Here is a 25,898-nt window from a genome sequence, read left to right as displayed (position 1 = left end):
GCACACCGTAACAGGCGTATTTAAAATTGTAACCTCTTACATTTAATTCAATTAAAAGACGCAGGGTGAAAGCAAAGGCGAAAATTTGAGCAGCTTGGGGAACCGCCAAACATCGGGGTGATCCGCACTACGCGCCCAAGAACAGCATCAATCACCTGTAAAGCTATGAAACAAGGGAAAACTGTGCTTTTCATATGGGGCCTGACGGCGTATCTGGCAGCTTCCGTTGGGTCCGAACAGGTCGAAATGTTTTGACTGACAACTAACCACATGACACAAAACAACAAAATGGAGCCGTCATGGATTGGGACAAACTCAGGATTTTTCACGCAGTTGCCGATGCCGGCAGCCTGACGCATGCCGGTGATGTGCTGCACCTGTCGCAGTCCGCTGTGTCCCGCCAGATCCGCGCGCTAGAAGAATCTCTGAACACCACCCTGTTTCACCGCCACGCCCGCGGTCTGATCCTGACAGAGCAAGGCGAGCTGTTGTTTGATGCAACGGCTGCGATGAACAAACGGCTTGATGCCGCCGCCGCACGCATCCGCGACAGCGAAGAAGAGGTCTTTGGCGAACTGCGCGTGACCACGGCCATCGGCTTTGGCACGCTCTGGCTAGCCCCGCGTCTGGCCAAGCTCTACGAACAATATCCCGATCTCAACATCGACCTGATGCTGGAAGAGCGCGTGCTCGACCTGCCCATGCGCGAAGCCGACGTGGCCATTCGCATGAAAGAGCCGAGTCAGGCCGATCTGATCCGCAAACGCTTGATGAGCGTGCGCATGCGCCTTTATGCGTCGCGCAAGTATATCGAGGCACATGGCGAGCCCACATCGCTCAGCGAACTGTCCGCGCACCGCCTGATTTGCCAAAACGTCAACTCCGAACAAGTCGGCGCCGGGGCAAGCTTTGTCACCAGCCTGCTGGCGAATGACGTGACCAAGATGCTCTACGTCAACAACTACTATGGTGTGCTGCAGGCCGTGCGCAACGATCTCGGGATCGGCGTTCTGCCCAATTATTTGATGCAGGATTTCCCTGATCTGGTGCGGATTCTGGACGACGTGGAATCCAGCGAAGTGCCAGTATACTTGGCCTATCCAGAGGAATTGCGCCAATCCAAGCGCATCGCAGCCTTCCGTGATTTCGTTCAGGAAGAGATCATTTCACACCGCAAGCAATTGCGGGATAAGGAAAATCGCTAAGCTATGCAGATTGCGCATAGCAGCAATGATTAACCTGCGACATAAAAAACCTTGAAGGTTTATAAACTGACTACTAATTGAACACTCGAAGACGATGATTGCTTAGATGCGCATCATCTTCACCTCCCTGTTGGACTAAGGCCGAGCTTTCATGCTCGGCCCTTTTTTTTGGCCAAACCCAATTTCGGGATCATTTCTACCAACACATTTTCTACACGCTTTTTGCGGGTAATGTGCCTTTCAGATTTCACCTTCTGAAATTAACCTTTCATTTACAGGTCGGTCCTTGACCTCTGCAGACAAAGCGCATCTGCTGTTCACAACTTTTTGATCACTTCAGGGTTCCCCATGAGACAACTCATTTTGTCCATAGCATCCGTGCTGCTTTTAAGCATTGGATTAAGCGCGGTGGCGCAGGCGCAGACGCTGCCAACCACCACAATATCATCAACCAGCGCCGAAGCTCCGGAAATCGATCCGTCCGAGATGTCGCCGGAGGCCATCACCTCGATGGTGGCCCGCATGTCCGACGATCAGGTGCGCGCTGTCCTGCTGGACCGTCTGGACGCGGTCGCCACCGGCAGCACTTCTGGCGAAGCACCGCAATCGCTGATCGACCGCGGTGCCGCGCTTTGGGCCGCCTTCTCCACGCCGCTGCTTGATGCGCTGCGCAAACTGCCTGTGCTTGTGCCGTCGCAGTTTCAGGCCTTCTCCAACTTCACCGCCTCTTATGGCGGAGTTGGCGGCGTGATGGGCCTCTTTGGCCTTGTCGCGCTGATCCTGACCGTCGCACTGGCCGTGGAATACGGCGTGCGCACCTGGCTCATCAAGATCCGCAACCCCGAAGCCACACAAGGCGAGGCCACACTCCGTGGGTCCCTGACCTTCCTGTTCAAGCGCTTCCTGCGCGAGATCTTTGGGTTGGTGATCTTCTATATCACCGTGCGCATTATGGGCCGCACTCTGCTGGACCCGCAGCAGGTGACCTTTGTGGCGCCGTTTATTGGCTACATGATCTGGATGCCCCGCATCGCGGCAGCCTTCTCCCGCTTCCTTATGGCCCCCAACCGTCCCGACCTGCGCCTCGTGCACATCAGCGACCGCTGGGCCCGCTTCATTCACCGCCACATCATCGGCGTTGTGATCCTCGGTGGCGCAACCATCTTTGTGGTGGATTTCAACGCCACCAACGGCGTCCCGCCGGTGACAACCCGCATCGGCTTCTGGATCGACTCCATGGTCTATCTCTACATCGCCTTCATCGCATGGACCGCACGCGAAGGCCTGAGCGAGATGATGCGCGGCGATGATCCGGACCGCACCGAATTTGACGAAGCTCTGGCGCGCATCTACCCCTATTATGCGCTGGCCGTGGCGGGCCTCACATGGGTACTGGTCTCCACGCTGATTGGTCTGCAACAGGTCAAACTGCTGCTGGGTGGCGCGCATTACACCACCATGTTCTGGCTCCTGATGGTGCCGGTCATCGACACCGGCATCCGCGGCCTTGTCCGTCACCTTGTGCCACCGATGCAGGGCGAAGGCGCCACCGCCGAGGAGGCCTATATGGCCACCAAGCGCAGCTATGTACGCATCGGCCGCGTGGTTGCCGTGGGCGCCGTGCTCGCGCTGATCACCAGCGCATGGAATGTGTCTCTGCTCAGCCTGCTGCAGGACCGCGCCGGCATCGCAGACAACCTCTTCAGCTTCGCCATGACCGTGATCGTCGGCTATGTCGTCTATGAAGGTGTCAGCCTTTATATCAACCGCCGCCTTGCGGCAGAGATGACCGCGCTTGGCATGAGCCAGGAAGATGCTGACAACGAAATGGGCGGCGGCGGTGCCACACGCCTCTCCACGGTGCTGCCACTGCTTCTGGTGACCGCACAGGGCGTGATCATCGTGATCTTCGGCCTCCTGTCCATTGGCAACCTCGGCATCGACATCACACCGCTTCTGGCTGGTGCCGGTATCGCCGGTCTGGCCATCGGCTTTGGTGCCCAGAAACTGGTCACAGACGTGGTCTCCGGCGTGTTCTTCCTTGTGGATGACGCCTTCCGCGTTGGCGAATATGTCGAGATCGACGGCACCATGGGCGCGGTAGAGAAAATCTCGATCCGCTCCATGCAGCTGCGCCACCACCTCGGCCCGGTCCACACCATCCCTTACGGCGAAATCCCCAAGCTCACCAACTACTCGCGTGATTGGGTGATCATGAAGCTCAAATTCACAGTGCCGTTTGACACAGATCCCAACAAGGTCAAAAAGATCTTCAAAAAGATCGGTCAGGAGATGCTCACCGAAGAGCTCTACAAGGATGATTTCTTGCAGCCGTTCAAATCTCAGGGCGTGCTGGACATCGATGATGTTGGCATGATCATCCGCGGCAAATTCATGGCCAAGCCGGGCAAGCAGTTCATGATCCGCAAAGAGATCTACAACCGCGTCAAATCCGCCTTTGCTGAAAACGGCATCGATTTTGCCCGCCGCGAGGTGCGTGTTGCCCTGCCCGAGGCCGCCAAAGAGCTGCCCGCAGCAGAGCAAGCCGCGCTCACCGCCGCCGGGGCCGCCGCCGCCCAGCAGCAGGAGCAACAAGCCCCCGCCGCCGCGCCCAAAGGCCCAGACGGCTAAGGCTTAGCCCAAGGCACAGCAAACAGACAAAGAGCCGCCCTCATTTCGGGGCGGCTCTTTTCTTTGGCGCACGCTCTGATCCGTATTTCACCTGCTCAAAGCGGCGGTACAGGCCGCGCCAGAAACACACCATGATACCGATAACGTCAAACCCTCTTCCCCTTTGCGCCCGCCTGCCCTAAAAGCCCTTCAAACGCTACTTTTTGGGGGAAGCACGCACCATGCAGGAACCGGCCATCACCACCGATCTCATCGAAGCCCATGGACTGAAACCTGACGAATACGAGCTGATCCTAGAGATCATTGGCCGCGAACCCACATTCACCGAGCTGGGCATCTTCTCGGCGATGTGGAACGAGCACTGCTCTTACAAATCCTCCAAGAAATGGCTGCGCACCCTGCCCACCGATGGCCCTCAGGTCATCTGCGGCCCCGGCGAAAACGCGGGCATCGTCGACATCGGCGACGGCGACGCGGTTGTTTTCAAAATGGAAAGCCACAACCACCCGTCCTACATCGAGCCTTATCAGGGCGCGGCGACCGGCGTGGGTGGCATTCTGCGTGACGTCTTTACAATGGGTGCCCGCCCCATCGCGGCGATGAATTCCCTTTCCTTTGGCGAAACCGGCCACCACAAGACCAAACAGCTTGTGAACGGCGTGGTCGAAGGTGTCGGCGGCTACGGCAACTGTTTCGGCGTGCCAACCGTGGGCGGCGAAGTGCGCTTCCACCCGGCCTATAACGGCAACTGTCTTGTGAATGCGTTCGCCGCCGGTCTCGCCAAGACCGACGGCATTTTTTATTCCGCAGCCTCTGGCGTCGGCATGCCGGTTGTCTATCTGGGCGCAAAAACCGGCCGTGACGGCGTTGGCGGCGCAACCATGGCGTCTGCGGAATTTGACGACACCATCGAAGAAAAGCGCCCCACCGTTCAGGTTGGCGACCCCTTCACCGAAAAGCGCCTGATGGAAGCCACGCTGGAGCTGATGCAAACCGGCGCCGTGATCTCCATTCAGGACATGGGCGCCGCAGGCCTCACTTGCTCCGCCGTGGAAATGGGCGACAAAGGTCAGCTTGGCGTGAAGCTCAACTTGGAGGACGTGCCACAGCGCGAAGACAACATGACCGCCTATGAAATGATGCTGTCTGAGTCTCAGGAACGCATGCTCATGGTGCTCAAGCCAGAGCTTGAGTCTGAGGCACGCGCCGTGTTTGAGAAATGGGATCTCGACTTCGCCATCGTTGGCGAAACCATCGCAGAAGACCGCTTCCTGATCCTGCACAACGGCGAAGTCAAAGCCGACCTGCCGCTGTCTCCACTCTCTGGCCGCGCGCCGGAATATGACCGCCCATGGGTGGAAACCCCAGCCGCCGAAGAGCTGGCCGAGGTGCCGCAGATCGACGGCATCGATGGCCTTAAGGCGCTGATCTCCTCGCCAAACTACGCCGGCAAACAGTGGGTCTATGAGCAATATGACACCACCGTCATGGGCGACACCGCACAGCGTCCCGGCATGGGCTCCGGCGTGATCCGCGTGCACGGCACCGACAAGAAGCTGGCCTTCACCTCTGACGTGACCCCACGCTACGTGAAAGCCAACCCGGTTGAAGGTGGCAAACAGGCGGTGGCCGAAGCCTTCCGCAACCTCTCAGCTGTGGGCGCCAAGCCTCTGGCAACAACAGACAATCTGAACTTCGGCAACCCCGAAAAGCCAGAGATCATGGGCCAGTTTGTCGGCGCGATCAAAGGCATCGGCGAGGCTGTGGCTGCGCTGGATATGCCCATCGTGTCCGGCAACGTCAGCCTCTATAACGAGACCGACGGCTCCGCGATCCTGCCAACACCCACCATCGGTGCGGTTGGTCTCATCGCGGCAAACGAAGAGCCGATCCTTGGCGAAGTACGCGACGGTCACGTGGCGCTTCTGATCGGGGACACCACCGGTCACCTCGGCCAATCCGCCTTGCTTGCCGAAGTCTTCAACCGCGAAGACGGCGATGCCCCACATGTGGATCTGGCAGCCGAGCGCAAAAACGGCGAATTCATCCGCGAAAACCGCGACTGGATCAAAGCCTGCACCGACCTCGCAGACGGCGGCCTCGCGCTGGCCGCCTTTGAACTGGCCGAAGGTGCTGGCGTCGGTGTTCAACTTGATGTGGACGACACCCCAACCCTCTTTGGCGAGGATCAGGCGCGCTATCTGGTGGCCTGTAACTTCGATCAGGCCGAAGCGCTGATGATTAACGCCTCCAAAGCTGGTATCACCATCACCACCGTTGGCAAATTTGGCGGCGACACCGTGAAATTCGGCGGCTCTGAAGCCACGCTGGCGGAACTGTCCGACACTTTCCGCAGCAGCTTCGCTGCCGCCGTTGCCTGATCTCATGGAGGGCGGGCGCCCCACGCTTCCGCCCCTCACGGATGACTGTGCAAGCTGCGCAGCGCTTTGCTGCGTGGCTTATCCATTTGATGCGGATGAGGATTTCGCCCTCATCAAACGCGCAGACGATCCCTGCCCCAATCTCTCCGACAGCTGTTTCAACTGTACGATCCACGCCGATCTGATCCCGCGCGGCTTTGGCGGTTGCGTCGCCTATTCCTGCGCGGGGGCTGGCCAGCGTGTCACCCAAGAGCTATTTGACGGAGAGCACTGGCGCGAAGATCCCGACCTTCTGGGCCATATGACCTATGCCCTGCGCGTCGTGCGCCCGATCCACGAAGCGCTCCTGCTTCTGCAGCAGGCCGCCCAGATCCCTGTGCCCGCCAGCGTTGCCGCACAGCGCGAAGCCCTTGTCGCCGCGCTCTGCCCTGAGGATCCGAAGTCCATCTACGACTTTGAGGAGCCGGAGGTGCAGGACGCCCTCGCCGATGTGCCCGCCTTTCTGCAATCGCTCGCACCGTTTGTTTAAAAGCTTCCGCCGAAACCGACTTGCGGAGCATTCGGCCAAGCCCTACATTTTTTCTGAACAAGACAAAGGAACGCCTCCATGCCAATGACAGCTCACCAAATTGAGGAACTGCTGCGCGAGACCTTTCCGGATGCCGAAATCCAAGTCGGCGGCTCGGACGGTGTGCACATGTCCGCCATGGTGGTTGACGAAAGCTTCCGCGGTAAGAACCGCGTGCAACAACAGCGCGCCGTCTATGCCGCCCTCAAAGGCAAGATGGACGGGCCGTCGGGCGAGTTGCACGCCCTGGCCCTGACCACAAAGGCACCGGAATAATGCCCCTCAGTGGGCTGGCCGGTGGGCTGATCTTTGCGGTCTGCGCCCTTGGCGCATTGGTCGCGTGGTTCAGCCGCAACCGCAGCCCGCTTGTGCAGGACGAGGAAGATCCCGACTACCATCACCTGCGCTCTGAATACCAATCCGGAGTTGGGGGTGGCGACACCCGCACGTGGAAAGTCCCCAAAGACCCGCAGGAATACGCCCGCTTGTTTGTCCCAAAGGACACCTCAGACGGCAACAGCCCTAAATAGCCCCGCGTCAAAGCCTGCGAAACAAAAGCTACCCATTGGCATCTCGCAAGTGCCTGACCTATATGTAAGGCAACAGGAACGCGGCCAACGCCAAAAGGAAATCAAAATGACCGACGTTAAAGACCGTATCGACGAAACCGTCAAAGCCAGCGATGTGGTGCTCTTCATGAAAGGCACCAAAGACATGCCCCAGTGCGGCTTCTCCTCCCGCGTGGCTGGCGTGCTGAACTACATGGGTGTGGACTACACCGACGTGAACGTGCTGGCCGACGAAGACGTGCGTCAGGGCATCAAGGATTACTCCGACTGGCCAACCATCCCGCAGCTCTACGTCAAAGGCGAGTTCGTGGGCGGCTGCGACATCATCACCGAGATGACCCTGTCCGGCGAGCTCGACACCATGTTTGACGACAACGGCGTGACCTACGACAAAGACGCCGCAGACAAAATCCGCGAAGCCAACGCATAAACTTCCGGACATATCTTATTGAAAAGCCCTGCCAAATCGGCGGGGCTTTTTTGTTATTCAGATTATCGCACAACAAATCTACAACAACGTATCGGGTCATCTAGACCAGCCCCCGACCCTGGGTGGGGGTGAAGCCCCCTCCCTTGGGGAGGGTCGGAGGCTGCTCGGCTACGCCTCCTGAGGTTTGGTGGAGACCGTCCGTTTCAGATTTTTAGGACGGTGCTTCAAAGGTCATCCGCGTCAGCGCATGTCACTTGCATAGCCGGGAACGCGGCCTTCCACGTGATAGATCTCCAGCCGCGCATCACGGCTCAGCCCGGCAGGATGTGAGCCCGCAGCCCCTTCCGGCACCTCGCGGCCCACTTCAGCATAATGGGCCACCCAGTCTTCCAGCAAAGCACCGCTCTGCACATCGCGAAAACTCAATGGCGTGTTGGGAAACACCGCCACCCCATTGTTGGCATGGCGAAACATCTCAAGGATCAGCTCACTGCAATAGAGCGCCTCGGGGCTGCTGGTGTAGTAAGGATCATAAGGCACGCCAAGGCGCGACAGCCCAAAAGTCAGCGCCGCCGGGATCAACGGACGATAAGGCGCGCGCAGCCTCGCAAACATCAAGCGTGGCCGCGCTTCACTGCAGAGGCTCCGGTCTGAATACTCCGCCAGCGAGGTCACGCGGACGGCCGGATCAATCGCCTCCAGAACCGACAGCGCCCCGTCTTCGGCGACAACAATACCAACATGATTGACCCGTGCTCCACGGTGGCCTTCCACCACCGCAGAGATCAGATTGTCCTCCTCGCCCAGAGCGGCGAAAATCAAATCACCCGGGGCCAGTTGCGGCACGGATGGGTGGCTCACCCAGCCGCTTTCTCTTCCACCAGATCAGCCAGCGCTTCTGCGCGTGCGGCCATTTCGGCCATGGCTTGGGTCACAGCTTCAGGGATCACAGGCACTTCCACCTGCTCTGGCTCTGGAGCTGGCGCGTCTTTCAGCGCTTTGATCTCTTCGTCACGCGCCGCCAGCTTGGCTTCCGCCTCACGCAGCTGATCTTCCAGACCCGCGGTCTTATCCGCCAGCATCAGCCCCGCCATCAAGAGCATCCGCGCTTCGGGAATGCGGCCCGCCTGTTCGATCAGAACCTTGGCCTGCTCATCCAGCATCTGCGCCGCTGCGCGCAAGAAATGCTGTTCTCCATCCTGGCAGGCGACCTCAAAAACCCGTCCGCCAATCTCAATCTGTACCTCAGGCATCAAGCTTCTCCTGTCTCATCTGCCATGGCCGGAGCCGCCTCTTCCACCTGTGCCTCGTCTGCCTCAGCTGCGTCTTCTACCGCGGTGCCCTGTACCAGCGGGCGCAGCTCTGCGAGGATCAGCGCCGTTTCGGTCACCTCAGCTTCGCGCAAAGCGGTCAGCGTCGCCAGATCGGCTTTCAGCGCCTCGTTCACAGCGGATGGATCGACCATCTCACCTTTCTCGACCTGATCGCGCAGCACCTGATTGGTGGTGCGCTCACGGCGCGCCATCTGGCGCAAGCGGCGCAGACGTTTGGCAAGCTCGTCAAGCAAGGCCCGGTTGGCTTCGACCTCAGGGCTCACGCCCCCCGCATCCGCAGCACTTGGTGCCGCGCTCGCAGCCTCTGCCGCCTCTTCGGCTGCATCCGCTGCCGCGGCCGCCGCTGTTTCTGCAGCTTCGGCGCGGGCCTCAGCGGCGATCAGCGACTGAGAGGCCTCTTCCTGTGCGGCTTCAGCAATCTTTACGGTATCCTCAGCGGCGGCGCGGGCTTCTTTCTCCGCAGCCAGCTCGGCTTCCAGATCCGATTGGCGCGCGGTCAGTGCCCGAACGCGCTCTTCCATTTGTGCGGTGACCAGCGCCTCATTTTCCAGCGCCCGCCGCAAGGCTTGAACATCTTCACCCTCATCAGGCTCAGCAACCACAGCCTGCATCGCATCCACGCCGCGTCCAATCCGCTCCAGCGCAGCGCTCAACCTGCCTTCAAGTTCGCTGATGTCACTCATTTGCCTCGTCCTTTCTGGTCCGGTTCTTATTGACCCGTGTATCGCGCCGATACAGCTATCGCAGTCGCGAATCGCCGCCAAGCGCATAATGTCGCGATCTTATCTAATGGACAGGCAAAATGCGCCCCCCCAAGGCCTGAAATCCCGTCAGGTTCCGAAAGCGGCTCTGAGCCCGGCAAAGCCTTTAAAAAACGGCATTCCGGCGGCGTGGCGTGTTGCTATTGGCCATAATCCTGCTATTGACCCAGCAACCAAAACCCCAACCCAGAGGAGCGCAAGACGTGGACATCGCCGCCCTGCGTGAAAAGAACCCTGAACATTGGATGAAAGCCACCGCCATTCGTGCTCTGACACTGGACGCTGTGGCCGCTGCAAACTCCGGTCACTCTGGCATGCCGATGGGCATGGCGGATGTGGCGACAGTGCTGTTTGAAAAGCACATGAAGTTTGACGTTGCCGCGCCAAACTGGCCGGACCGCGACCGTTTCATCCTGTCTGCTGGCCACGGCTCCATGCTGATCTATTCGCTGCTCTATCTCATGGGTGACAAGCAGGTCACGCTGGAGCAGGTGAAGAACTTCCGCCAGATGGGCGCACTCACCGCGGGCCACCCGGAAAACTTCCTGATCGACGCCGTGGAAACCACCACCGGTCCGCTTGGTCAGGGCATCTCCAACGCTGTGGGCTTTGCCATGGCCGAAGAGATCCAGCGCGCGCAATACGGCCGCAAGCTGGTGGATCACTACACCTATGTGATCGCAGGCGACGGCTGCCTGATGGAAGGCATCTCCCAGGAGGCCATCGGCCTTGCCGGCCGCCACAGCCTCGGCCATCTGATCGTGCTCTGGGACAACAACAACATCACCATCGATGGCACCGTTGAGCTCTCTGACCGCACCGATCAGGTCAAGCGTTTCAAAGCCTCCGGCTGGCACGTGCTGGAAATCGACGGCCACGATCCGGAAGCGATCGACGCCGCGATCGAAGCTGCCAAGAAAACCAAGAAACCGTCCATGATTGCGTGCAAGACACACATCGCAATCGGCCACGCGGCTCAAGACACTTCCAAAGGCCACGGCGCCCTGACCGACGCAGAGCAGCTCGCCGCCGCCAAAGAGGTCTACGGCTGGCCCGGTGCGGCATTTGAAGTGCCTGCAGACATCAAATCCCAATGGGAAGCCATCGGCTCCCGCGGTGCAGAAGAGCGCGCCGCATGGGAAGGCCGCTTTGCAGAAGCCTCCAAGCAGAAGCAGGACCGTTTCAACCGCGCCTATGCGCTGGAAGCCCCGAAAAAGCTCTCCGCAACCGTGAAAGCGCTGAAAAAGCAGATCTCTGAGGATCAGCCTTCCGTGGCGACCCGGAAATCTTCCGAAATGGCGCTGGCAGCGATCAACCCGATCATGCCGGAAACCGTGGGCGGCTCCGCTGACCTGACCGGTTCCAACAACACCAAGACCGGCGATCTCGGCGTGTTTGACACCGACAACCGCAAGGGTCGTTATGTGTATTGGGGCATCCGTGAACACGGCATGGCCGCTGCGATGAACGGTATGGCGCTGCACGGCGGCATCCGCCCCTACGGCGGCACCTTCTTCTGCTTCACTGACTATGCACGCCCCTCCATGCGTCTGGCCGCTCTGAGCAAAATCCCCACCGTCTTCGTGATGACCCACGATTCCATCGGTGTGGGCGAAGATGGCCCAACCCACCAGCCAGTTGAGCACCTCGCAATCTGCCGCGCGACCCCGAACACCTATGTGTTCCGTCCAGCAGACTCCGTGGAAACCGCAGAGGCCTGGGAAATCGCGCTGACCAGCAAAGAGACCCCCTCCGTGATGGCCCTGACCCGTCAGAACCTGCCAACCGTGCGCACCGAGCACAAACTGGCAAACCTGACCGAGAAAGGCGCTTATGTGCTGGCAGAGGCCGAGGGCAAACGTCAGGTGATCCTGATCGCCACCGGCTCTGAAGTCTCCACCGCGATGGAAGCCAAGGCGCTTCTGGAAGCGGAAGGCATCGGCACCCGCGTGGTCTCCATGCCCTGCATGGAGCTTTTCGCTCAGCAAGACGAAGCCTACCGCCGCAAGGTTCTGCCAGCCGGCGCAGCCGTGCGCGTTGGCGTCGAAGCCGCCGTGCGCGCAGGTGGCTGGGATCAGTGGCTGCTGGGTGAACGCGCCCGCGCAGGCAAATCCGACTTCGTCGGCATGTCGAGCTTCGGTGCCTCTGCCCCGGCTGGTGAGCTGTTTGAAAAGTTCGGCATCACCGCAGCCAATGTGGCGGAAACAGCCAAAGCGCTGCTGTAAGAGCGGATCATAACCTATTGAAAAGGCGCCTCATTAAGGGCGCCTTTTTTGTGCTGCGCACAACTTAATGCCTCCGGCGGGGATATTTGTGGCAAGAGGAAGCCCTATGGCGTCAAATGTAGGACGTCACCATTTGCATCCCAGAGATGACACAAACAAGCAGCAGCGCCTGACCGTATGTCTTAAGACGCAGCTGTTGCCATGCCTCGGATGAATAACTGGCGCGCCCAAGAGCATTCGTAACGCTCCAGATGGCAGAAGCGCCCAGCCCAAAGCCGAGTGTGAGCGCCGCAAAGAAGACGCTGTCAAATGCCCCCGTCACAACAACATAGATCATCATTACGACGATCAGGGCGATGCAGATTTTGCTACGCTTGTTTCCTCTCAAGACAAAAGCGGCCTCACCGCCTTTCGTGCCCTCTTTGGCCTGCCTCTGCGTCAGACCGAAAACCAGCATCCCCCAGACAAAACAAAATCCCAGCGCAAAACTCGCCATGAGAAAAGCATACCAAATCAAGTCTTCCATAAAGCCCATTTCCCAAACCCGTTAATCTACTCATGCGGGTTTCCTTCATCACTACGGTACGATTAAGGCGACTTTGTGCATCGAAACAGATCGCGCGCGCTTTTGCCCTAACAGCACATGTTTCCACATTCCCCCTATCCTTCCGCACCGTAACCCTCTATCAGCAGCGGAACGCCAATGGGCCAAGGCCCCAGCTCAGGACCCCAACATGCTGCTCACCCTTGTCAAGCGGATCCTCCTGCTGCCCGTCGGCCCAGCCATCTTTCTGTTTCTGGCTTTTGCCCCTACGGTCTGCGGCACTAGGAAAGGCTTTCGCGGCTGGTACTGGCGGCGTGTGTCGCGTGCCTGCTCCCTGCTGCTGTGGTTTCTGGATGTGAAGGTCGAGATCTCAGACGCCGCCCGCGAGGCGCTGCGCACCGATGAAAACTCCATCATCGCGGTCAACCACCGCAGCCATCTGGATGGGTTCACCATGCTACATGTGATCCCCGATGAAAAATGGGTGACTTTCGGGGCCAAGAAAGAGCTCTGCGAAGCCGCGCTTCTGAAGCGTGGTTTTGAGGGCGCGGGCCTTTTGAAGATTGACCGCCAAAAGGGCCGTGATGCGCTGTCCTCGCTCACCGGGGCGATCACCGAGATGCCCGCACGCCGCTCCCCGATCCTCTTTGTCGAGGGCACCCGTTCCACCAAGCCGGGGCTTGCACCGTTCAAAGCAGGCGCCGTTCTGATCGCCCAGCAAACCGGCCGCGCCATCCGTCCCTTTGTGATCAGCCACTCCGACAAGCTCCTGCCACGTGGCAAATTTCTCCCGTTCAAAGGCACCGTTCATATCGACGTGCTCGATCAGATGAGCTTTGCCAATGATGAGAACACCGACGCTGCGGTCGCCCGACTGCGCGGCGCAATGGCCCGCGCTTATGACGCGCAAACCGGTGAAACCACGCCTGAGGTCTGAGCAAACGCCGCCCCGAGCCGCAGTTTAGCGGCGCATGTCTTTCCAGCGGCGCAGCAACCAATACCACTGATCCGGCTTTTCCAGAATACGGGCAGACAGATTGTCGTTGAACGCCTGTGTCATGGTGCGCGGATCGCTGGGCTCAATCGGCGCTTCAAATTCCACGTCGATATCGCTGCTGTTTTCCCGCCGCGTGCCAAACACCGGCATAAACGGCACATCGTATTTGAGCGCCAGCCGTGCCGCCGCCAGCGAGGTCAGCGCATCAAACCCCAGAAACGGCATCATCTCACCGTCCACGGTTTTCTCATCGAGCAGGATCGCCACAAATCCACCGGCACGCAGATGGCGCACCATCGCCTTGGTGCCATTTGGCCCCGTGGTCAGCGCGGGCCGTCCGCCCTGCTCAATGCCGCGTGACAACAGCCGCTGATAATGCCGATTGCTCTGACGCCGATAGACCCCGGCGGTCTCCATACCGCGATGCTTCAGCACCGCGCGCACAGCTTCCCATTGCCCGAAATGGCCAGACACAAGGATCGCCCCTTTGCCCTCGGCACGCGCTTTTTCCAATATCTCAAGACCGGGACCTGAGATGTGGAAATGCTCCTGCCCTGCCTGAAACTCGGTGTTGTGGAACACTTCAAACAGGGTCCGCCCCATGTTCTGCCCCATCTTCCGGCTCAGGGCCAACCGCTCCGCCCGCGGCATATCTGGATAGATGCGCAGAACCTCCCGGTCAAACCGCCGCCGCGCAATCGGGATCCAGCGCATGACCCAGCCAATCATATTGCCAAGGCTGCGCGCCCGCTTGTCATACCTGCGCCATTTCGACGAAGTCAGCGCGGTCCACAAGGGAATATAGCGCAGATGTTGCCAGATGTATTTTACAGGACGTGCAAGCATTTGCTCTGTATGGGCTAGTTTGCGGGTATGTCCAATCCAATAAGTGTCACACCTGCAAAAATCTGAAATGCGCGTTTAAAAAACGCCGTGATCGGCGATCTTACGCCAATGCGCATCATGCTTAATGCGCGGCCTCTTCCCCTTTGCCAAAGATCGCGCCCCAGATCGGGCCAATCACTTTGGTCGCCACCGGGATCAAAGCCGCGCCAAGCACAAGGCCGAAGGCCCCGTCCATGGCCGCCTTGCTGGTCCACTCCACAAAGCCCTCATAGGCCGCCGGAACCGCATGACCCGCCGCATAGGCCCAGTCATGGATATGATGGCCAAGCCAGCCAAAGCCCAGCTCTTCCAGACCATGGATCACAATGGAGCCCCCAACCCACAGCATCGCCGCCGTGCCAACAAGGGTCAGCAGCTTCATGAAATAGGGCATGCCCCGCACCAGCCCACGGCCAATCGCACGGGTCAGCGACCAGTCACCGCCCGCATACATCGCCAGCCCCACATCATCCATCTTCACGATCAGCGCCACAGAGCCATAGACCGCCACGGTGATGCCCACCCCGGCCAGCGCCAATGTGGAGGCTTCCATCCAGAAATTGCTCTCCGGAATGCCCGAGAGGATGATGGTCATGATTTCCGCAGACAGGATGAAATCCGTCTTGATGGCGCCTGCGGCTTTTTTCTCTTCCAGATGCGCCGGATCGCCCTCAGCCTCGTCTTCCGCGCCATGATGGGTGTCATGCGGCACAAAGGCGTGCAGCACTTTTTCAGCACCCTCAAAACACAGGTAGGCCCCGCCCAGCATCAACAGCGGCGAAATCAGCCAGGGGGCAAAGTTGGCCAGCAACAGCGCCGCCGGCAACAGGATCAACAGCTTGTTGCGGATCGAGCCTTTGGCGATTTTCCAGATGATCGGCAGCTCGCGCTTGGCTTCAAACCCTTGCAGGTATTTCGGTGTGACCGCCGCATCATCGATCACCGCGCCCGCCGCCTTGGCACTGGCCTTCGCCGCGCCTGCCGCAACATCGTCAATCGAGGCCGCCGCCACTTTGGCAATGCCTGCCACATCATCCAACAACGCAAGCAATCCGCCAGCCATCTGCACCTCTCCTGTCGCCCTGTTCCCTTATCGGGTGTTTGATCCTAGATGCCTGATCTGTGCAGATTTGCCTAGGGGGAAGTCTGACCCGAAGATGCCAACCCTGCGCAGCGCAGACAGGAGGCCTCCCGCGTGTTGCGCCGACCCCCGTTGCGACGCCCGTGCGCTTAACACAGGTGTTTTATGCGCAGAGCCGAAACGGCACCGACGCAATACCGACGGGATACAGCTGCGATACCGCAGGCCAAAACCGCATCAATTTAAAGGTTAACCCGCCGACAAACTCAGCGTTTGCCGAGCCGGTCCAATAGCGCCTCATTGACCGCAGGCGGCACAAATTTGGACACATCCCCATCCAGCCGTGCAATCTCTTTCACGAGCTTTGAGGCAATCGCCTGATGCTTCAGATCCGCCATCAGAAAGACGGTCTCGATGCTCGCATCCAAGGCGCGGTTCATGCCGACCATCTGATATTCATACTCAAAATCCGTGACCGCTCGCAGGCCGCGCACGATGATCTGAGCACCCACCTCTTTGGCACAATCAATGAGCAGGTTTTCAAAGGGATGTACCAGTATTTCGACGCCGGTTTCTTCCGCCAGCTTGGCGCATTGCCCCTCGATCATGGCCACACGCTCTTCCAGCGAAAACAGCGGGCCTTTGTCGCGGTTGATCGCAACGCCAATCACCAGCCGGTCCACCAATTGTGTGGCGCGGCGAATAATATCGATGTGACCCAAAGTGATAGGGTCAAACGTGCCTGGGTAAAGCGCTGTGCGCATGGCATCCTCCCGTGGTCCTGCGCGCACGCAACATTATTGCGCGGCCATTTGCAAGACCTGTTTTCAGGATAGGTATTTCTGCGGGATTAAGACGTTGCGGCACCTCAGTGCCCCATGATCATGCCTTCCAATGCGTCCTTTTCCATCGCCAGTTCGGAGAGACGTGCCTTGACCGTATCGCCCAGCGAAATAAGCCCCACCAGTGCGCCGTCTTCCATCACCGGCATATGGCGGAACCGCCCCTGGGTCATCTTCTCAAGCACGCTCACCGCATCATCATTGCGCGCACAGGTGACAAGCTCGGTTGTCATATAGTCGTCGATCTTGTCGGACAGACAGCCCACCCCGCGCTTGGCAAGCTGGCGCACGATGTCGCGCTCTGACAGAATGCCCAGCGGCACAACACCGTCCTCTGACACGATCACCGTGCCAATGCCTTTATCGGAAAGGATTTTTGCCGCATCAGACACCAAGGTTCCGGGCTTCACCGTCAGCACACCTTCGGACCCTTTGGACTTGAGTATCTGATGAACGAGCATAGTGACCTCCGAAATAAACTATAAGTAAGTCAAGCGTTGCCGCTCCTTAAACGCATGTCAAGCTTGCGCTTCCAGATGGGCCACCTCTTGCCGCATGCCCTCACAGAGCGCCTCAGAGAAGCGGTTGAGCCGCTCCAGCCGCCGATCATCCGCATGCCGTATGAGATAAAAGCTCCGGGTCAGGGAAATCTGATCCGGCAATATCTTCACCACACCCCGCGCAGACGGAATGGCAAAGTCATGCACCACCCCGATGCCCGATCCCGTGCGCACCCAGTTGAACTGCACTGAGGCCGAGTTTGACGCAAGGCGCACCCGCTCCACACCCACCTCGCTGAGGTAGTCGAGCTCTTTGTCAAAAATCATGTCCGGAATATAGCCGGTCACCAGATGGTCTTTGAGATCGGCCACCTCATTGATCTTGGGGTGATTGCGCAGATACCAGCGCGCAGCCCCCAGATGCAGCTTGTAGTCGGTGATCTTCTGCACCGTCAGCCGCCCGGCCGTGGGCGCACTTACGGCGACCACCAGATCGGCCTCACGGCGCGACAGGCTCACCACACGGGGCAGCGCCACGATCTGGATATCGAGATCCGGGTTGTCCTCCGCTATCCGCGCACAGACCTGCGGCAACAGAAAATTTGCCACCCCGTCAGGCGCCCCGATACGGATCTGCCCGGACAGCCCTGTGCTTTGCCCCACCATCTCCTCGGTGGCTTCCTGAAGGCTCTGCTCCACCCGAAGCGCGTGGCTCATCAGGCGCTGACCTGCATCGGTCAACGCATAGCCTGTTGGCGATTTCACAAACAGCGGCGCCTCAAACGCGGTCTCAAGCCGCGCCACACGCCGCCCCACCGTTGCCGGATCCACCTGCAGCCGCCGCCCGGCCGCCGAAAGGCTCTCTTCGCGCGCCACCGCCAGAAACACCCGCATGTCATCCCACTGAACCATCACCCTGCCCCCTCTGAATTTTTGCAAAACAGTTTTGAACAGTTGTCTCTTTTCCAGACATTTTTGCAAGCCTATTGTGACGCCAAAGTTCAATGGAGGATGCCATGAAAGAGTTGACTCACTACATTAACGGCGAACACGTGAAAGGCACGTCTGGCCGTTTTGCCGAAGCCCGTAACCCGGCCACTGGCGAAATCATCAGCCAGGTGCCACTGGCAAGCCAAGCTGAACTGGACGCAGCTGTTGCAAAAGCGGCCGTCGCGCAAAAGGAATGGGCCAAGGTGAACCCGCAGCGTCGCGCACGCGTGTTCATGAAGTTCGGTGCCCTGATCAACGAGCACATGGACGAGCTGGCAGAAATCCTGTCCAAAGAGCACGGTAAGACCCTGCCCGACGCCAAAGGCGATATCCAGCGCGGTCTGGAAGTTGTCGAAGTCTGCATGGGCGCACCTGCCATGAACAAAGGCGAGTTCGTCGGCGACGCAGGCCCCGGCATCGACCTGTATTCCATCCGTCAGCCTCTTGGCGTTGTTGCGGGCATTACCCCGTTCAACTTCCCTGCGATGATCCCGCTGTGGAAAATGGCACCCGCTGTTTCCTGCGGTAACGCAATCATCCTGAAACCTTCCGAGCGCACCCCAAACACCGCAATGCGTCTGGTCGAACTGTTCAAAGAAGCAGGCGTGCCCGATGGCGTGGTTCAGGTTGTTCACGGCGACAAAGAGTGCGTTGACGCGATCCTCGACAACGAAACCATTCAGGCCGTTGGCTTTGTGGGTTCGACCCCAATCGCTCAGTACATCTATGGTCGTGCGGCCGCAAACGGCAAGCGCGCTCAGTGCTTTGGCGGCGCGAAGAACCACATGGTCATCATGCCCGACGCGGACATGGACAAAGCAGCAGACGCGCTGGTTGGCTCAGGCTTTGGCGCCGCTGGCGAACGCTGCATGGCGATCTCTGTTGCGGTTCCAGTTGGCAAAGGCACTGCTGACGCGCTGGTCGAGCGTCTGGTTCCAAAAATCGAGAGCCTGAAAGTAGCCCCATACACCGGTGGCGACGATGTTGACTACGGCCCGGTTATCACCGCTCAGGCCAAAGACCGCATCGAAGGTCTGATCACCTCAGGTGTTGATCAAGGCGCGACACTGCTGACAGACGGCCGTGGCCTGAACATTCAGGGCTATGAAGAAGGTTACTTTGTTGGCCCGACCTTGTTTGACAACGTGACTCCGGACATGGAGATCTACAAAGAAGAGATCTTTGGCCCGGTTCTGTCCATGGTGCGCCAGGACAACTACGAGGACGCCCTGCGGCTGGTCATGGACAATGAATACGGCAACGGCACCGCGATCTACACCGGCGACGGCGACGTGGCCCGCGACTTCGTGAACCGCGTGAACGTCGGCATGGTTGGCGTAAACTTCCCGATCCCAGTTCCGCTGTCTTACTTCTCCTTTGGCGGCTGGAAGAAATCTGGCTTTGGCGATCTGGACCAATACGGCCCCGACGCGTTCAAGTTCTACACCCAGACCAAAAAGGTCACCTCGCGCTGGTTCTCCGGCATCAAGGACGGTGCTGCGCTGAACTTCAAAGCGATGGATTGATCCACAATCCAAACTGTGTTGATGTACCGAAAGGGGCGGCATTGCTGCCCCTTTTTTTGGCGTAACACGGGGCAAAAATGTCGGTCTCTTTCAAAATACTGTCCTCTCTGGGCGTGGTCTATGTGCGCTATGAGGGCTTTGCGAATATGTCTGACACGCTGACCGCCTTTGCCGAATACGCCCAACATCCAGAGTTCCGCCCCGGCCAAAAACAACTGGTGGATCTCACCCATCTCACCGGATGGGACGAAGACTTTCTCGAACTCATGAAAATTCAGGCCCAAAAGGCCGACGCCTTCACCGGCAACAACGCCCAGACCCTGATCGTCTACCTCGCCCCCACACCCGCAGGCCAGAAACTCGCCCGCATCGCCCTGCGCAGCTGGGAGCCTTTCCCCGCCGTGGTGCCCATGGTGCAGGAAAAAGAGCAGCCCGCCTTGTCGATCCTTGGCCTGCCATATGACACGATCAACCAGCTGTTGAGCCGCGCTGTTTGAGCGCCCGCCAGCTCTTAAATTTTTAGACATTTTGTCCGTATTGGAGCGCCCATACCCCTGCGTTTTAAGGTGGCGTTAAACCCGCCACCTCAGTAGTGATCGCCAGTTCGTCACCACACGAAGAGTCCCTATGGCGCGCGCGACACTCCCAAACCTCTCCACAGTCACAGCCCTCTTTCAGGCGTTTCTGCTCTCTGCTCTCATGTTCAGCCTGCCCCAGTCCGCGCAGGCTCAAAACGCCGTTTCCGGCGTGCATTTTGATCTGAGAGAGCGTGACTTTCACGAAACGCCTTATGCGATGCTCAACGGCGACTGGTGGTTTGAATTTGGCGCACACCTGACACCGGAAGAGGCCCATGATGCTTTCATAGCAGAAAATCTGGACGCCATCGCGGTGCCATCTGACTGGCGCGACACACTCACAGAAGCCAACACCAACCCCTTCTCCCATGGCATCGCCACCTATCTCAGCCGCATCTCCCTGCCGGAAGATCCCCACAACCATTTGATCCTTGTGTTGCCCCGCGTGGCCGATGCCTATGTGGTCTATTGGATCCCGGCGAATGATCCCGCGAACTGGCGCGAACTTGGCGAAGATGGCACCCTCAGCGGCCCCATCGTGCCCGCCCACACCATGCGTGCCTACAGCCTCGAAGACTTTAGTGACGGCTACCTCATGGTACATGTGCGCAAAGAGCTGCAAAGCTACGGCGGCATTCTCCGCGCGCCCTATATCGCGCAATCCGGCGCGTATCAGAACTACCTGCAGATGCTGCGCCTCAGTGACGGCATGGTCATGGGCATCACGCTCTTTGTCTCCATCTTCAACCTGTTCCTGTTCCTACTCTATCGCAAAGATCCGGCCACACTGATCCTCGCGCTGGGTGGCTTCGCACTGTTTTTGCGCGCGCTCACCATGACCGGCACACTGGAGATCATCCTTGGCATGAACCTGCGCAGCTTCCTGACACGGCTGGAAATCGCAGACATCCTGCTCATTGCCTGGACCACCTACGCCATGCATCAGGCCCTGTTGTGGCGTCGCTTCAGCAATCTGAAAGGCCCGATCCTGATCGGCATGGTGGGCATGCTCGGCGCGGCCTTCATCTTCACAGCCCCCCTGCCGCAGGTCACAGAAGCCATCTATCTGGTGCATCTCTATTGCTTCGCAACCTTTGTGCTGATCCTGGCCACCAGCGCCCGCGCCATCAAGCTCAAACAGCCGGACGCATGGTTCTACTCTGTCGGTTGGCTTTTGCCGATGACTGCTGGCCTGCATGACATCTACACCAGCAACCAATTTGGCGGCGTCTATCTCGCCAATCCGGCGTTTGTGATTTTCATCTCGGTCTACAGCTGGAAAGTCGGTCACCGCGTGATCACCGAACTCAACCGCGCAGAATTCCTGCGTCAGGCCCGCAAGAACCTCACAGAGCTGCACCAAAACGCCATGGCCTCCGCGCGTCACGACCAACTCACCGGCCTCTTGGACCGCCACGCCTTTGACGATGAGCTGCTGCTGGCCTGGCAAGAAAAAGACTGCTGCGAAGATGGCCTTTCCCTTGTGGTTCTGGAAATCGAGTCGTTTCAGGCCATCGCAGCCACCCACGGCCAAGAAGCCGCCGACATGACCCTACGCAGCGTTGCCGAGCTGCTCAGCCATTCACTGCTGCGCAAAACCGACCGGATCTGCCGCTACCAAGAGGCCTCCTTCATGTTCCTGCTGCCCTGTGCCAACGGCAGCAAAGCCCGTGAGGTTGCCGAGCGCGTGCGCCACCGCATCAAATTGCACGAAGTCACCCTCGACGCCGGTGTCCACCTGCGCCTGCAGGCCAGCTTTGGCCACGCCACCGCCGAGCCAAATGCCGAGGGCCACTGCCATCAGTTGGTCCAACAGGCCCAGCTGGCACTGGACCACGCCCAGACCTGCGGCACCGGCATGATCGCGGGCTTTGATGCACTGACCACCGCCCAGAAAGCGCGTCTGCACTACCGGCAGACCTCCTCTGAGGCCAACTCTGACATTGAAGCAGCGCACGTCGAACAGCACAGCCAAAGCTGGACCAAGGCCAGCTAACGCGCCCCTACATTTTTGCAAAACCACTCTGCGTTTTCGCCGCGCAATCCTTGGTATTTTGCCGCTTTCTCCCTTTGCAATGCATCGGGATCGGTGTTAATTTAACAACTGTTCAATTCGCGGAGGGGAGGCCGCGAAGCGCGCAGCTTTTGGCGGCTTCGGTCTCTTCCAGCATCAGCACCGCATCCGGCGCAGAATACGCCCGGGTTGTGACCAGAGGAAGAGACATGGATTTTGCACTGACCGAAGAACAGACCCTGATCTTTGATATGGCCAAAGGCTTTGGCGAAGAGCACATCGCGCCTTTTGCCCAAGACTGGGAAGCCGCAGGCACCATCCCCAAGACCCTCTGGCCCCAGATCGCCGAACTGGGTCTTGGCGGCATCTATGTGTCAGAGGCCTACGGCGGCTCCGGCCTCTCCCGCCTTGACGCCACATTGGTTTTTGAAGCCCTCGCCATGTCCTGCCCCTCCGTTGGCTCCTTCCTGTCGATCCACAACATGTGTGGTGGCATGATCGACAAATTCGGCTCTGAAGAGACCAAACAGAAATGGCTGCCCGACCTCTGCGCCATGAACAAAGTCTTCTCCTATTGCCTCACCGAACCCGGCTCAGGATCTGACGCCTCCGCCCTCAAAACCCGCGCGGAGCGCAGCAACGAAGGCTATGTGCTCAACGGCACCAAAGCCTTCATATCCGGCGGCTCCTATTCCGATGCTTACGTCTGCATGGTGCGCACCGGCGAGGACGGCCCCAAAGGCATCTCCACCGTGGTGGTTGAGGACGGCAGCGAAGGCCTGTCATTTGGGGCATTGGAAAAGAAAATGGGCTGGCTCGCCCAACCCACCTCTCAGGTGCAGTTTGACGATTGCAAGGTCCCCGCCGACAATCTGATCGGCGAGGAAGGCAAAGGCTTCAGCTACGCCATGAACGGTCTGGACGGTGGCCGGCTCAACATCTCTGCCTCAGCCCTTGGCGGCGCGCAGAAGGCCCTCGATATGACCGTGCAATACATGTCTGAGCGCAAAGCCTTCGGCAAATCCATCAACCAATTTCAGGCGCTTCAGTTCCGCCTCGCGGAGTATGAAACCAAGCTTCAGGCCGCCCGCACCTTCCTGCGTCAAGCCGCATGGAAGCTCGACAACGGCGACCACGAGGCCACCAAATTCTGCGCCATGGCCAAGCTCATGGTGACCGACGCTGCATTTGAAGTGGCCAACGGCTGTTTGCAACTGCACGGCGGCTACGGCTATCTCGCGGATTACGGCATCGAGAAAATCGTGCGCGACCTGCGCGTGCACCAGATTCTGGAAGGCACCAATGAAATCATGCGCCTGATCATTTCCCGCCAGATGATCGCAGCGTAAAAGACAGGTAACCACTTTTTCAAACCTAAGAGCTAACCCCCGTGATCAGCGTCTATCAAAACTACCGAACAGAGCGTGAGCTGAAGCATTTGGAATCTGTGTCCGTTTCAGGTCAAGCTGGTGAACTCAAACTCATCTTTTCTGCACTTTTGATCGCGCTAATTTTGGCGACTCCTATCGTTCTATTGAAAGCGTTGGTTGGAGAAACAGGCTGGTATCCAGCTCTTCAGTTTCTTCTAACGGCATTGATCGCGGCGAATTTCTTTCTCGACTTTAAGGTACTTTGGGTTGGAAAACGCAGTTCAAGCACCCGCATCGGTCAAAGAATTCAAGAACTCCAGCAAGAGCTATCAAAGTGACTTCTGACATCCACATCCGCAAGGCGGGCCAGACCGGCCGCATCACCTTCACCCGCACCAAGGCGCTCAATGCGATGTCCTATGACATGTGCCGCGCGATTGAGGCCGCGTTGGACACTTGGCGCGCGGATGATGCGGTCAAGATGGTTGTGATTGATGCAGAGGGCGACAAAGCCTTCTGCGCGGGCGGCGACATTGCCGAACTTTATGACACCGGCACCAAGGGCGATTTTGCCTTTGGCCAGAACTTCTGGGCCGATGAATACCGCATGAACGCCAAGCTGTTTGAGTTCCCCAAACCTGTGGCCAGCTTCATGCAGGGTTTCACCATGGGCGGCGGCGTTGGCGTCGGCTGCCACGGCTCTCACCGCATTGTGGGCGACAGCAGCCAGATTGCCATGCCTGAGGTTGGCATCGGCCTTGTCCCTGATGTGGGCGGCTCGCTCATTCTGGCGCAGGCTCCGGGGCGTCTGGGCGAATACCTCGGCCTCACCGCAGCCCGTCTGGGCGCGGCAGACGCGATCTACACAGGCTTTGCCGATTACTACATCCCCGAAGACAGCTGGCCTGATCTCATCTCCCGGCTGCAAGACACCGGCGATTGGGAGCTGATCGACGCCGCCGCACAGCCCGTGGCCTCCGGCCCCCTGAAACAACAGAGCGATCAGATCAACGCCCAATTCGGCGGCGAACGCCTCAGCGACATTCTCACCTCACTGCAAGACAGTGACAGCGACTTTGCCAAAGACGCTCTCAAAAAACTCTCGCGCAACTCTCCCATCGCCATGGGGGCGGCGCTCGAGATCATTCACCGCGTGCGCGGCCTGCCTGAAATCCGCTTCGCGCTGGATCAAGAGTACCGCTTCACCTTCCGCGCCATGGAACACGGCGATTTTCTGGAAGGCATCCGCGCACAAATCATCGACAAAGACCGCAATCCGCAATGGAAATACACATTGCAAGCGCTCCCGCCCATGGCCGTTACCAATATGGTGCTGCCACTTGGCGCGGATAAGCTGACGTTTGAATAAGGGAGGCAATCGCCATGAAGATCGGATTTATTGGACTTGGCAACATGGGCGGCCCCATGGCAGCCAATCTGGCCAAGGCGGGCCACGAGGTCACAGGCTTTGACATGGCCGATGTGGCAATCGAAGGCGTCACCATGGCCCCTTCCGGTGCCGAAGCCGCTGCCGGTGCTGATATGGTCATCACCATGCTGCCCAATGGCGCGATCCTGCGCGCTGTGGCGGCGGAAATCATTCCGGTGATGTCCCCCGGTTCAGGCTTTGTGGATTGCTCCACAGTGGATGTGGACAGCGCCCGTGCGGTCGCAGGCCACGCCGTTGCCGCTGGCCTCCTGCCCGTAGACGCGCCGGTGTCCGGCGGTGTTGGCGGCGCCGCAGGCGGCACGCTGACTTTTATGGCGGGCGGCTCCAAAGAGGCCTTCGCCAAGGCCGATCCTCTGTTTGACGTCATGGGGCAAAAGGCTGTGCATTGCGGCGACGCGGGCGCTGGTCAGGCCGCCAAGATCTGCAACAACATGATCCTGGGCGTGACCATGATTGCCACCTGCGAAGCCTTTGCGCTGGCCGACAAGCTCGGGCTTGACCGCCAATCCATGTTTGACGTGGTCTCCACATCCTCGGGTTACAGCTGGACCATGAACGCCTACTGCCCTGCCCCCGGCGTTGGCCCGCAATCCCCGGCTGACAACGACTATCAGCCCGGTTTCGCCTCCGAGCTCATGCTCAAAGATCTGCGCCTGTCCCAACAGGCCGCTGAAAGCGCGGATGCAGACACGCCTATGGGCCAAGCCGCCGCCGCACTCTATGAACAGTTCGTGGAGAAGGAAGGCGGCCTTGGCACCGATTTCTCCGCCATGCTGCCACGCTTTGAGAAACGCGGACGCGGTTAACATAGCGCCAGCATAGCGATCAGCCAGAGTTAACAGCCGCGCCCTCTCAGGGCGCGGCTTTTCTTATTTTTCAGGCCGTTTCTTGGTTACCAAATCCCGTGCCTGCCCACAAAATTGGTTAATCTTTCCCAACCATTGCCCCTTTTGCGCCTTTTTTGACCGCATAGCTGTTGTTGCCAAAACGGAAACAAAAACCGCACGGCACAAGAGC

25 protein-coding genes are annotated in these 25,898 nt (G+C 59.0%); 16 read left to right on the top strand and 9 right to left on the bottom strand.

The genetic code is table 11. From position 1 onward, the window contains the following. The first annotated feature begins 299 nt into the window (after nt 1-299). The 7 genes from J7399_RS11780 (at nt 300) to grxD (ending at nt 7,784) form a co-directional block, all read left to right on the top strand. Complete coding sequence (locus J7399_RS11780) at nt 300-1,205, top strand: LysR family transcriptional regulator (RefSeq protein ID WP_209062367.1); 906 nt, start codon at nt 300-302, stop codon at nt 1,203-1,205. Nucleotides 1,206-1,553: 348 nt separating this feature from the next. Further along, entirely contained in the window at nt 1,554-3,836 is a 2,283-nt protein-coding gene (locus tag J7399_RS11775; RefSeq protein ID WP_209086388.1) for a mechanosensitive ion channel family protein, read from the top strand. Between the two features lie 221 nt (nt 3,837-4,057). Beyond that, nucleotides 4,058-6,217 carry a phosphoribosylformylglycinamidine synthase subunit PurL gene (purL, locus tag J7399_RS11770; RefSeq protein ID WP_209086386.1) on the top strand — a complete coding sequence of 720 codons (2,160 nt, stop codon included), beginning with the start codon at nt 4,058-4,060 and terminating at the stop codon, nt 6,215-6,217. A 73-nt stretch (nt 6,218-6,290) separates the two neighbouring features. Then, nucleotides 6,291-6,746 (top strand): hypothetical protein, encoded by a 456-nt coding sequence (locus J7399_RS11765; protein ID WP_209062361.1) that lies wholly within the window; start codon nt 6,291-6,293, stop codon nt 6,744-6,746. A gap of 78 nt (nt 6,747-6,824) precedes the next feature. Beyond that, nucleotides 6,825-7,061 (top strand): BolA/IbaG family iron-sulfur metabolism protein, encoded by a 237-nt coding sequence (locus J7399_RS11760; protein ID WP_209062359.1) that lies wholly within the window; start codon nt 6,825-6,827, stop codon nt 7,059-7,061. Beyond that, nucleotides 7,061-7,315, top strand: a complete 255-nt coding sequence (locus J7399_RS11755; RefSeq protein WP_209086384.1) for a hypothetical protein — start codon at nt 7,061-7,063, stop codon at nt 7,313-7,315. The genes J7399_RS11760 and J7399_RS11755 overlap by 1 nt, the downstream gene beginning before the upstream one ends. A gap of 106 nt (nt 7,316-7,421) precedes the next feature. Then, complete coding sequence (grxD, locus tag J7399_RS11750) at nt 7,422-7,784, top strand: Grx4 family monothiol glutaredoxin (RefSeq protein WP_209062357.1); 363 nt, start codon at nt 7,422-7,424, stop codon at nt 7,782-7,784. A gap of 240 nt (nt 7,785-8,024) precedes the next feature. Here the strand turns inward: grxD and J7399_RS11745 are convergent, their stop codons facing one another. Genes J7399_RS11745 through J7399_RS11735 form a run of 3 tightly spaced genes read right to left on the bottom strand, consistent with a single transcriptional unit; the run spans nt 8,025 to nt 9,801 of the window. Beyond that, a complete protein-coding gene (locus J7399_RS11745; RefSeq protein WP_209086382.1) occupies nt 8,025-8,645 on the bottom strand; it encodes a YiiX/YebB-like N1pC/P60 family cysteine hydrolase in 621 nt (206 codons plus the stop codon). Continuing rightward, nucleotides 8,642-9,037: a cell division protein ZapA gene (locus tag J7399_RS11740; protein ID WP_209062353.1), complete on the bottom strand. Its 396-nt coding sequence runs from the start codon at nt 9,035-9,037 to the stop codon at nt 8,642-8,644. The genes J7399_RS11745 and J7399_RS11740 overlap by 4 nt, the downstream gene beginning before the upstream one ends. Beyond that, entirely contained in the window at nt 9,037-9,801 is a 765-nt protein-coding gene (locus J7399_RS11735; protein WP_209086379.1) for a hypothetical protein, read from the bottom strand. Before J7399_RS11735 ends, J7399_RS11740 begins: the two co-directional genes overlap by 1 nt. Before the next feature lie 281 nt (nt 9,802-10,082). On the opposite strand from J7399_RS11735, the gene tkt reads away from it, so the two are divergent. Beyond that, the gene (gene tkt, locus J7399_RS11730; protein ID WP_209086377.1) at nt 10,083-12,104 is read left to right on the top strand and encodes a transketolase; all 2,022 of its coding nucleotides are present in this window, start codon (nt 10,083-10,085) and stop codon (nt 12,102-12,104) included. 112 nt (nt 12,105-12,216) lie between these two features. Here the strand turns inward: tkt and J7399_RS11725 are convergent, their stop codons facing one another. Continuing rightward, nucleotides 12,217-12,630 carry a hypothetical protein gene (locus J7399_RS11725; RefSeq protein ID WP_209086375.1) on the bottom strand — a complete coding sequence of 138 codons (414 nt, stop codon included), beginning with the start codon at nt 12,628-12,630 and terminating at the stop codon, nt 12,217-12,219. A gap of 208 nt (nt 12,631-12,838) precedes the next feature. Between J7399_RS11725 and J7399_RS11720 the strand changes: the two genes are divergently transcribed. Further along, nucleotides 12,839-13,585, top strand: coding sequence for a lysophospholipid acyltransferase family protein (locus J7399_RS11720; RefSeq protein WP_209086373.1), 747 nt, complete (start codon nt 12,839-12,841; stop codon nt 13,583-13,585). 24 nt (nt 13,586-13,609) lie between these two features. Here J7399_RS11720 and J7399_RS11715 read toward each other — a convergent pair whose 3' ends face one another. The 5 genes from J7399_RS11715 to J7399_RS11695 form a co-directional block, all read right to left on the bottom strand. Beyond that, nucleotides 13,610-14,491 (bottom strand): lysophospholipid acyltransferase family protein, encoded by an 882-nt coding sequence (locus tag J7399_RS11715; RefSeq protein WP_209086371.1) that lies wholly within the window; start codon nt 14,489-14,491, stop codon nt 13,610-13,612. 121 nt (nt 14,492-14,612) lie between these two features. After that, nucleotides 14,613-15,593, bottom strand: coding sequence for a DUF808 domain-containing protein (locus J7399_RS11710; protein WP_209086369.1), 981 nt, complete (start codon nt 15,591-15,593; stop codon nt 14,613-14,615). Nucleotides 15,594-15,877: 284 nt separating this feature from the next. Then, nucleotides 15,878-16,375, bottom strand: coding sequence for a pantetheine-phosphate adenylyltransferase (gene coaD, locus J7399_RS11705; protein ID WP_209062338.1), 498 nt, complete (start codon nt 16,373-16,375; stop codon nt 15,878-15,880). 104 nt (nt 16,376-16,479) lie between these two features. Beyond that, a complete protein-coding gene (locus J7399_RS11700; RefSeq protein ID WP_209062336.1) occupies nt 16,480-16,914 on the bottom strand; it encodes a CBS domain-containing protein in 435 nt (144 codons plus the stop codon). Between the two features lie 57 nt (nt 16,915-16,971). Further along, nucleotides 16,972-17,868, bottom strand: a complete 897-nt coding sequence (locus J7399_RS11695) for a LysR family transcriptional regulator (RefSeq protein WP_209062334.1) — start codon at nt 17,866-17,868, stop codon at nt 16,972-16,974. 101 nt (nt 17,869-17,969) lie between these two features. Between J7399_RS11695 and J7399_RS11690 the strand changes: the two genes are divergently transcribed. From J7399_RS11690 to mmsB, 7 genes are all read left to right on the top strand, one after another. After that, nucleotides 17,970-19,469 (top strand): CoA-acylating methylmalonate-semialdehyde dehydrogenase, encoded by a 1,500-nt coding sequence (locus J7399_RS11690; protein ID WP_209086367.1) that lies wholly within the window; start codon nt 17,970-17,972, stop codon nt 19,467-19,469. 77 nt (nt 19,470-19,546) lie between these two features. Beyond that, nucleotides 19,547-19,966: a hypothetical protein gene (locus J7399_RS11685; protein WP_209062330.1), complete on the top strand. Its 420-nt coding sequence runs from the start codon at nt 19,547-19,549 to the stop codon at nt 19,964-19,966. A 130-nt stretch (nt 19,967-20,096) separates the two neighbouring features. Beyond that, the gene (locus J7399_RS11680) at nt 20,097-22,043 is read left to right on the top strand and encodes a diguanylate cyclase (RefSeq protein WP_209086364.1); all 1,947 of its coding nucleotides are present in this window, start codon (nt 20,097-20,099) and stop codon (nt 22,041-22,043) included. A 227-nt stretch (nt 22,044-22,270) separates the two neighbouring features. Further along, the gene (locus J7399_RS11675) at nt 22,271-23,410 is read left to right on the top strand and encodes an acyl-CoA dehydrogenase family protein (RefSeq protein WP_209086362.1); all 1,140 of its coding nucleotides are present in this window, start codon (nt 22,271-22,273) and stop codon (nt 23,408-23,410) included. Between the two features lie 41 nt (nt 23,411-23,451). Then, on the top strand, nt 23,452-23,769 hold the full coding sequence (locus tag J7399_RS11670; protein ID WP_209086360.1) for a hypothetical protein: 318 nt from the start codon (nt 23,452-23,454) through the stop codon (nt 23,767-23,769). Further along, entirely contained in the window at nt 23,766-24,800 is a 1,035-nt protein-coding gene (locus J7399_RS11665) for an enoyl-CoA hydratase/isomerase family protein (protein WP_209086358.1), read from the top strand. Before J7399_RS11670 ends, J7399_RS11665 begins: the two co-directional genes overlap by 4 nt. Before the next feature lie 14 nt (nt 24,801-24,814). Then, nucleotides 24,815-25,687, top strand: coding sequence for a 3-hydroxyisobutyrate dehydrogenase (gene mmsB / locus J7399_RS11660; RefSeq protein ID WP_209086356.1), 873 nt, complete (start codon nt 24,815-24,817; stop codon nt 25,685-25,687). Nucleotides 25,688-25,898 lie beyond the last annotated feature (211 nt).

It is taken from the genome of Shimia sp. R9_1 (assembly GCF_017743775.1).
Classification (GTDB): Bacteria; Pseudomonadota; Alphaproteobacteria; order Rhodobacterales; family Rhodobacteraceae; genus Shimia.
Note: the sequence above shows the minus strand (reverse complement) of the source record. Positions and strands in the feature narration are given on the sequence as shown.

Bases quoted from the DNA above. Each gene is read 5' to 3' on its own strand.
- J7399_RS11725 (WP_209086375.1), bottom strand. From the start codon at position 12,630: ATGGAAGACTTGATTTGGTATGCTTTTCTCATGGCGAGTTTTGCGCTG.
- purL (WP_209086386.1), top strand. From the start codon at position 4,058: ATGCAGGAACCGGCCATCACCACCGATCTCATCGAAGCCCATGGACTG.
- J7399_RS11685 (WP_209062330.1), top strand. From the start codon at position 19,547: ATGTCGGTCTCTTTCAAAATACTGTCCTCTCTGGGCGTGGTCTATGTG.
- J7399_RS11755 (WP_209086384.1), top strand. From the start codon at position 7,061: ATGCCCCTCAGTGGGCTGGCCGGTGGGCTGATCTTTGCGGTCTGCGCC.
- J7399_RS11690 (WP_209086367.1), top strand. From the start codon at position 17,970: ATGAAAGAGTTGACTCACTACATTAACGGCGAACACGTGAAAGGCACG.
- coaD (WP_209062338.1), bottom strand. From the start codon at position 16,375: ATGCGCACAGCGCTTTACCCAGGCACGTTTGACCCTATCACTTTGGGT.
- J7399_RS11700 (WP_209062336.1), bottom strand. From the start codon at position 16,914: ATGCTCGTTCATCAGATACTCAAGTCCAAAGGGTCCGAAGGTGTGCTG.
- grxD (WP_209062357.1), top strand. From the start codon at position 7,422: ATGACCGACGTTAAAGACCGTATCGACGAAACCGTCAAAGCCAGCGAT.
- J7399_RS11780 (WP_209062367.1), top strand. From the start codon at position 300: ATGGATTGGGACAAACTCAGGATTTTTCACGCAGTTGCCGATGCCGGC.
- mmsB (WP_209086356.1), top strand. From the start codon at position 24,815: ATGAAGATCGGATTTATTGGACTTGGCAACATGGGCGGCCCCATGGCA.
- J7399_RS11760 (WP_209062359.1), top strand. From the start codon at position 6,825: ATGCCAATGACAGCTCACCAAATTGAGGAACTGCTGCGCGAGACCTTT.
- J7399_RS11740 (WP_209062353.1), bottom strand. From the start codon at position 9,037: ATGCCTGAGGTACAGATTGAGATTGGCGGACGGGTTTTTGAGGTCGCC.
- J7399_RS11720 (WP_209086373.1), top strand. From the start codon at position 12,839: ATGCTGCTCACCCTTGTCAAGCGGATCCTCCTGCTGCCCGTCGGCCCA.
- J7399_RS11710 (WP_209086369.1), bottom strand. From the start codon at position 15,593: ATGGCTGGCGGATTGCTTGCGTTGTTGGATGATGTGGCAGGCATTGCC.
- J7399_RS11715 (WP_209086371.1), bottom strand. From the start codon at position 14,491: ATGCTTGCACGTCCTGTAAAATACATCTGGCAACATCTGCGCTATATT.
- J7399_RS11775 (WP_209086388.1), top strand. From the start codon at position 1,554: ATGAGACAACTCATTTTGTCCATAGCATCCGTGCTGCTTTTAAGCATT.
- J7399_RS11675 (WP_209086362.1), top strand. From the start codon at position 22,271: ATGGATTTTGCACTGACCGAAGAACAGACCCTGATCTTTGATATGGCC.
- J7399_RS11735 (WP_209086379.1), bottom strand. From the start codon at position 9,801: ATGAGTGACATCAGCGAACTTGAAGGCAGGTTGAGCGCTGCGCTGGAG.
- J7399_RS11680 (WP_209086364.1), top strand. From the start codon at position 20,097: ATGGCGCGCGCGACACTCCCAAACCTCTCCACAGTCACAGCCCTCTTT.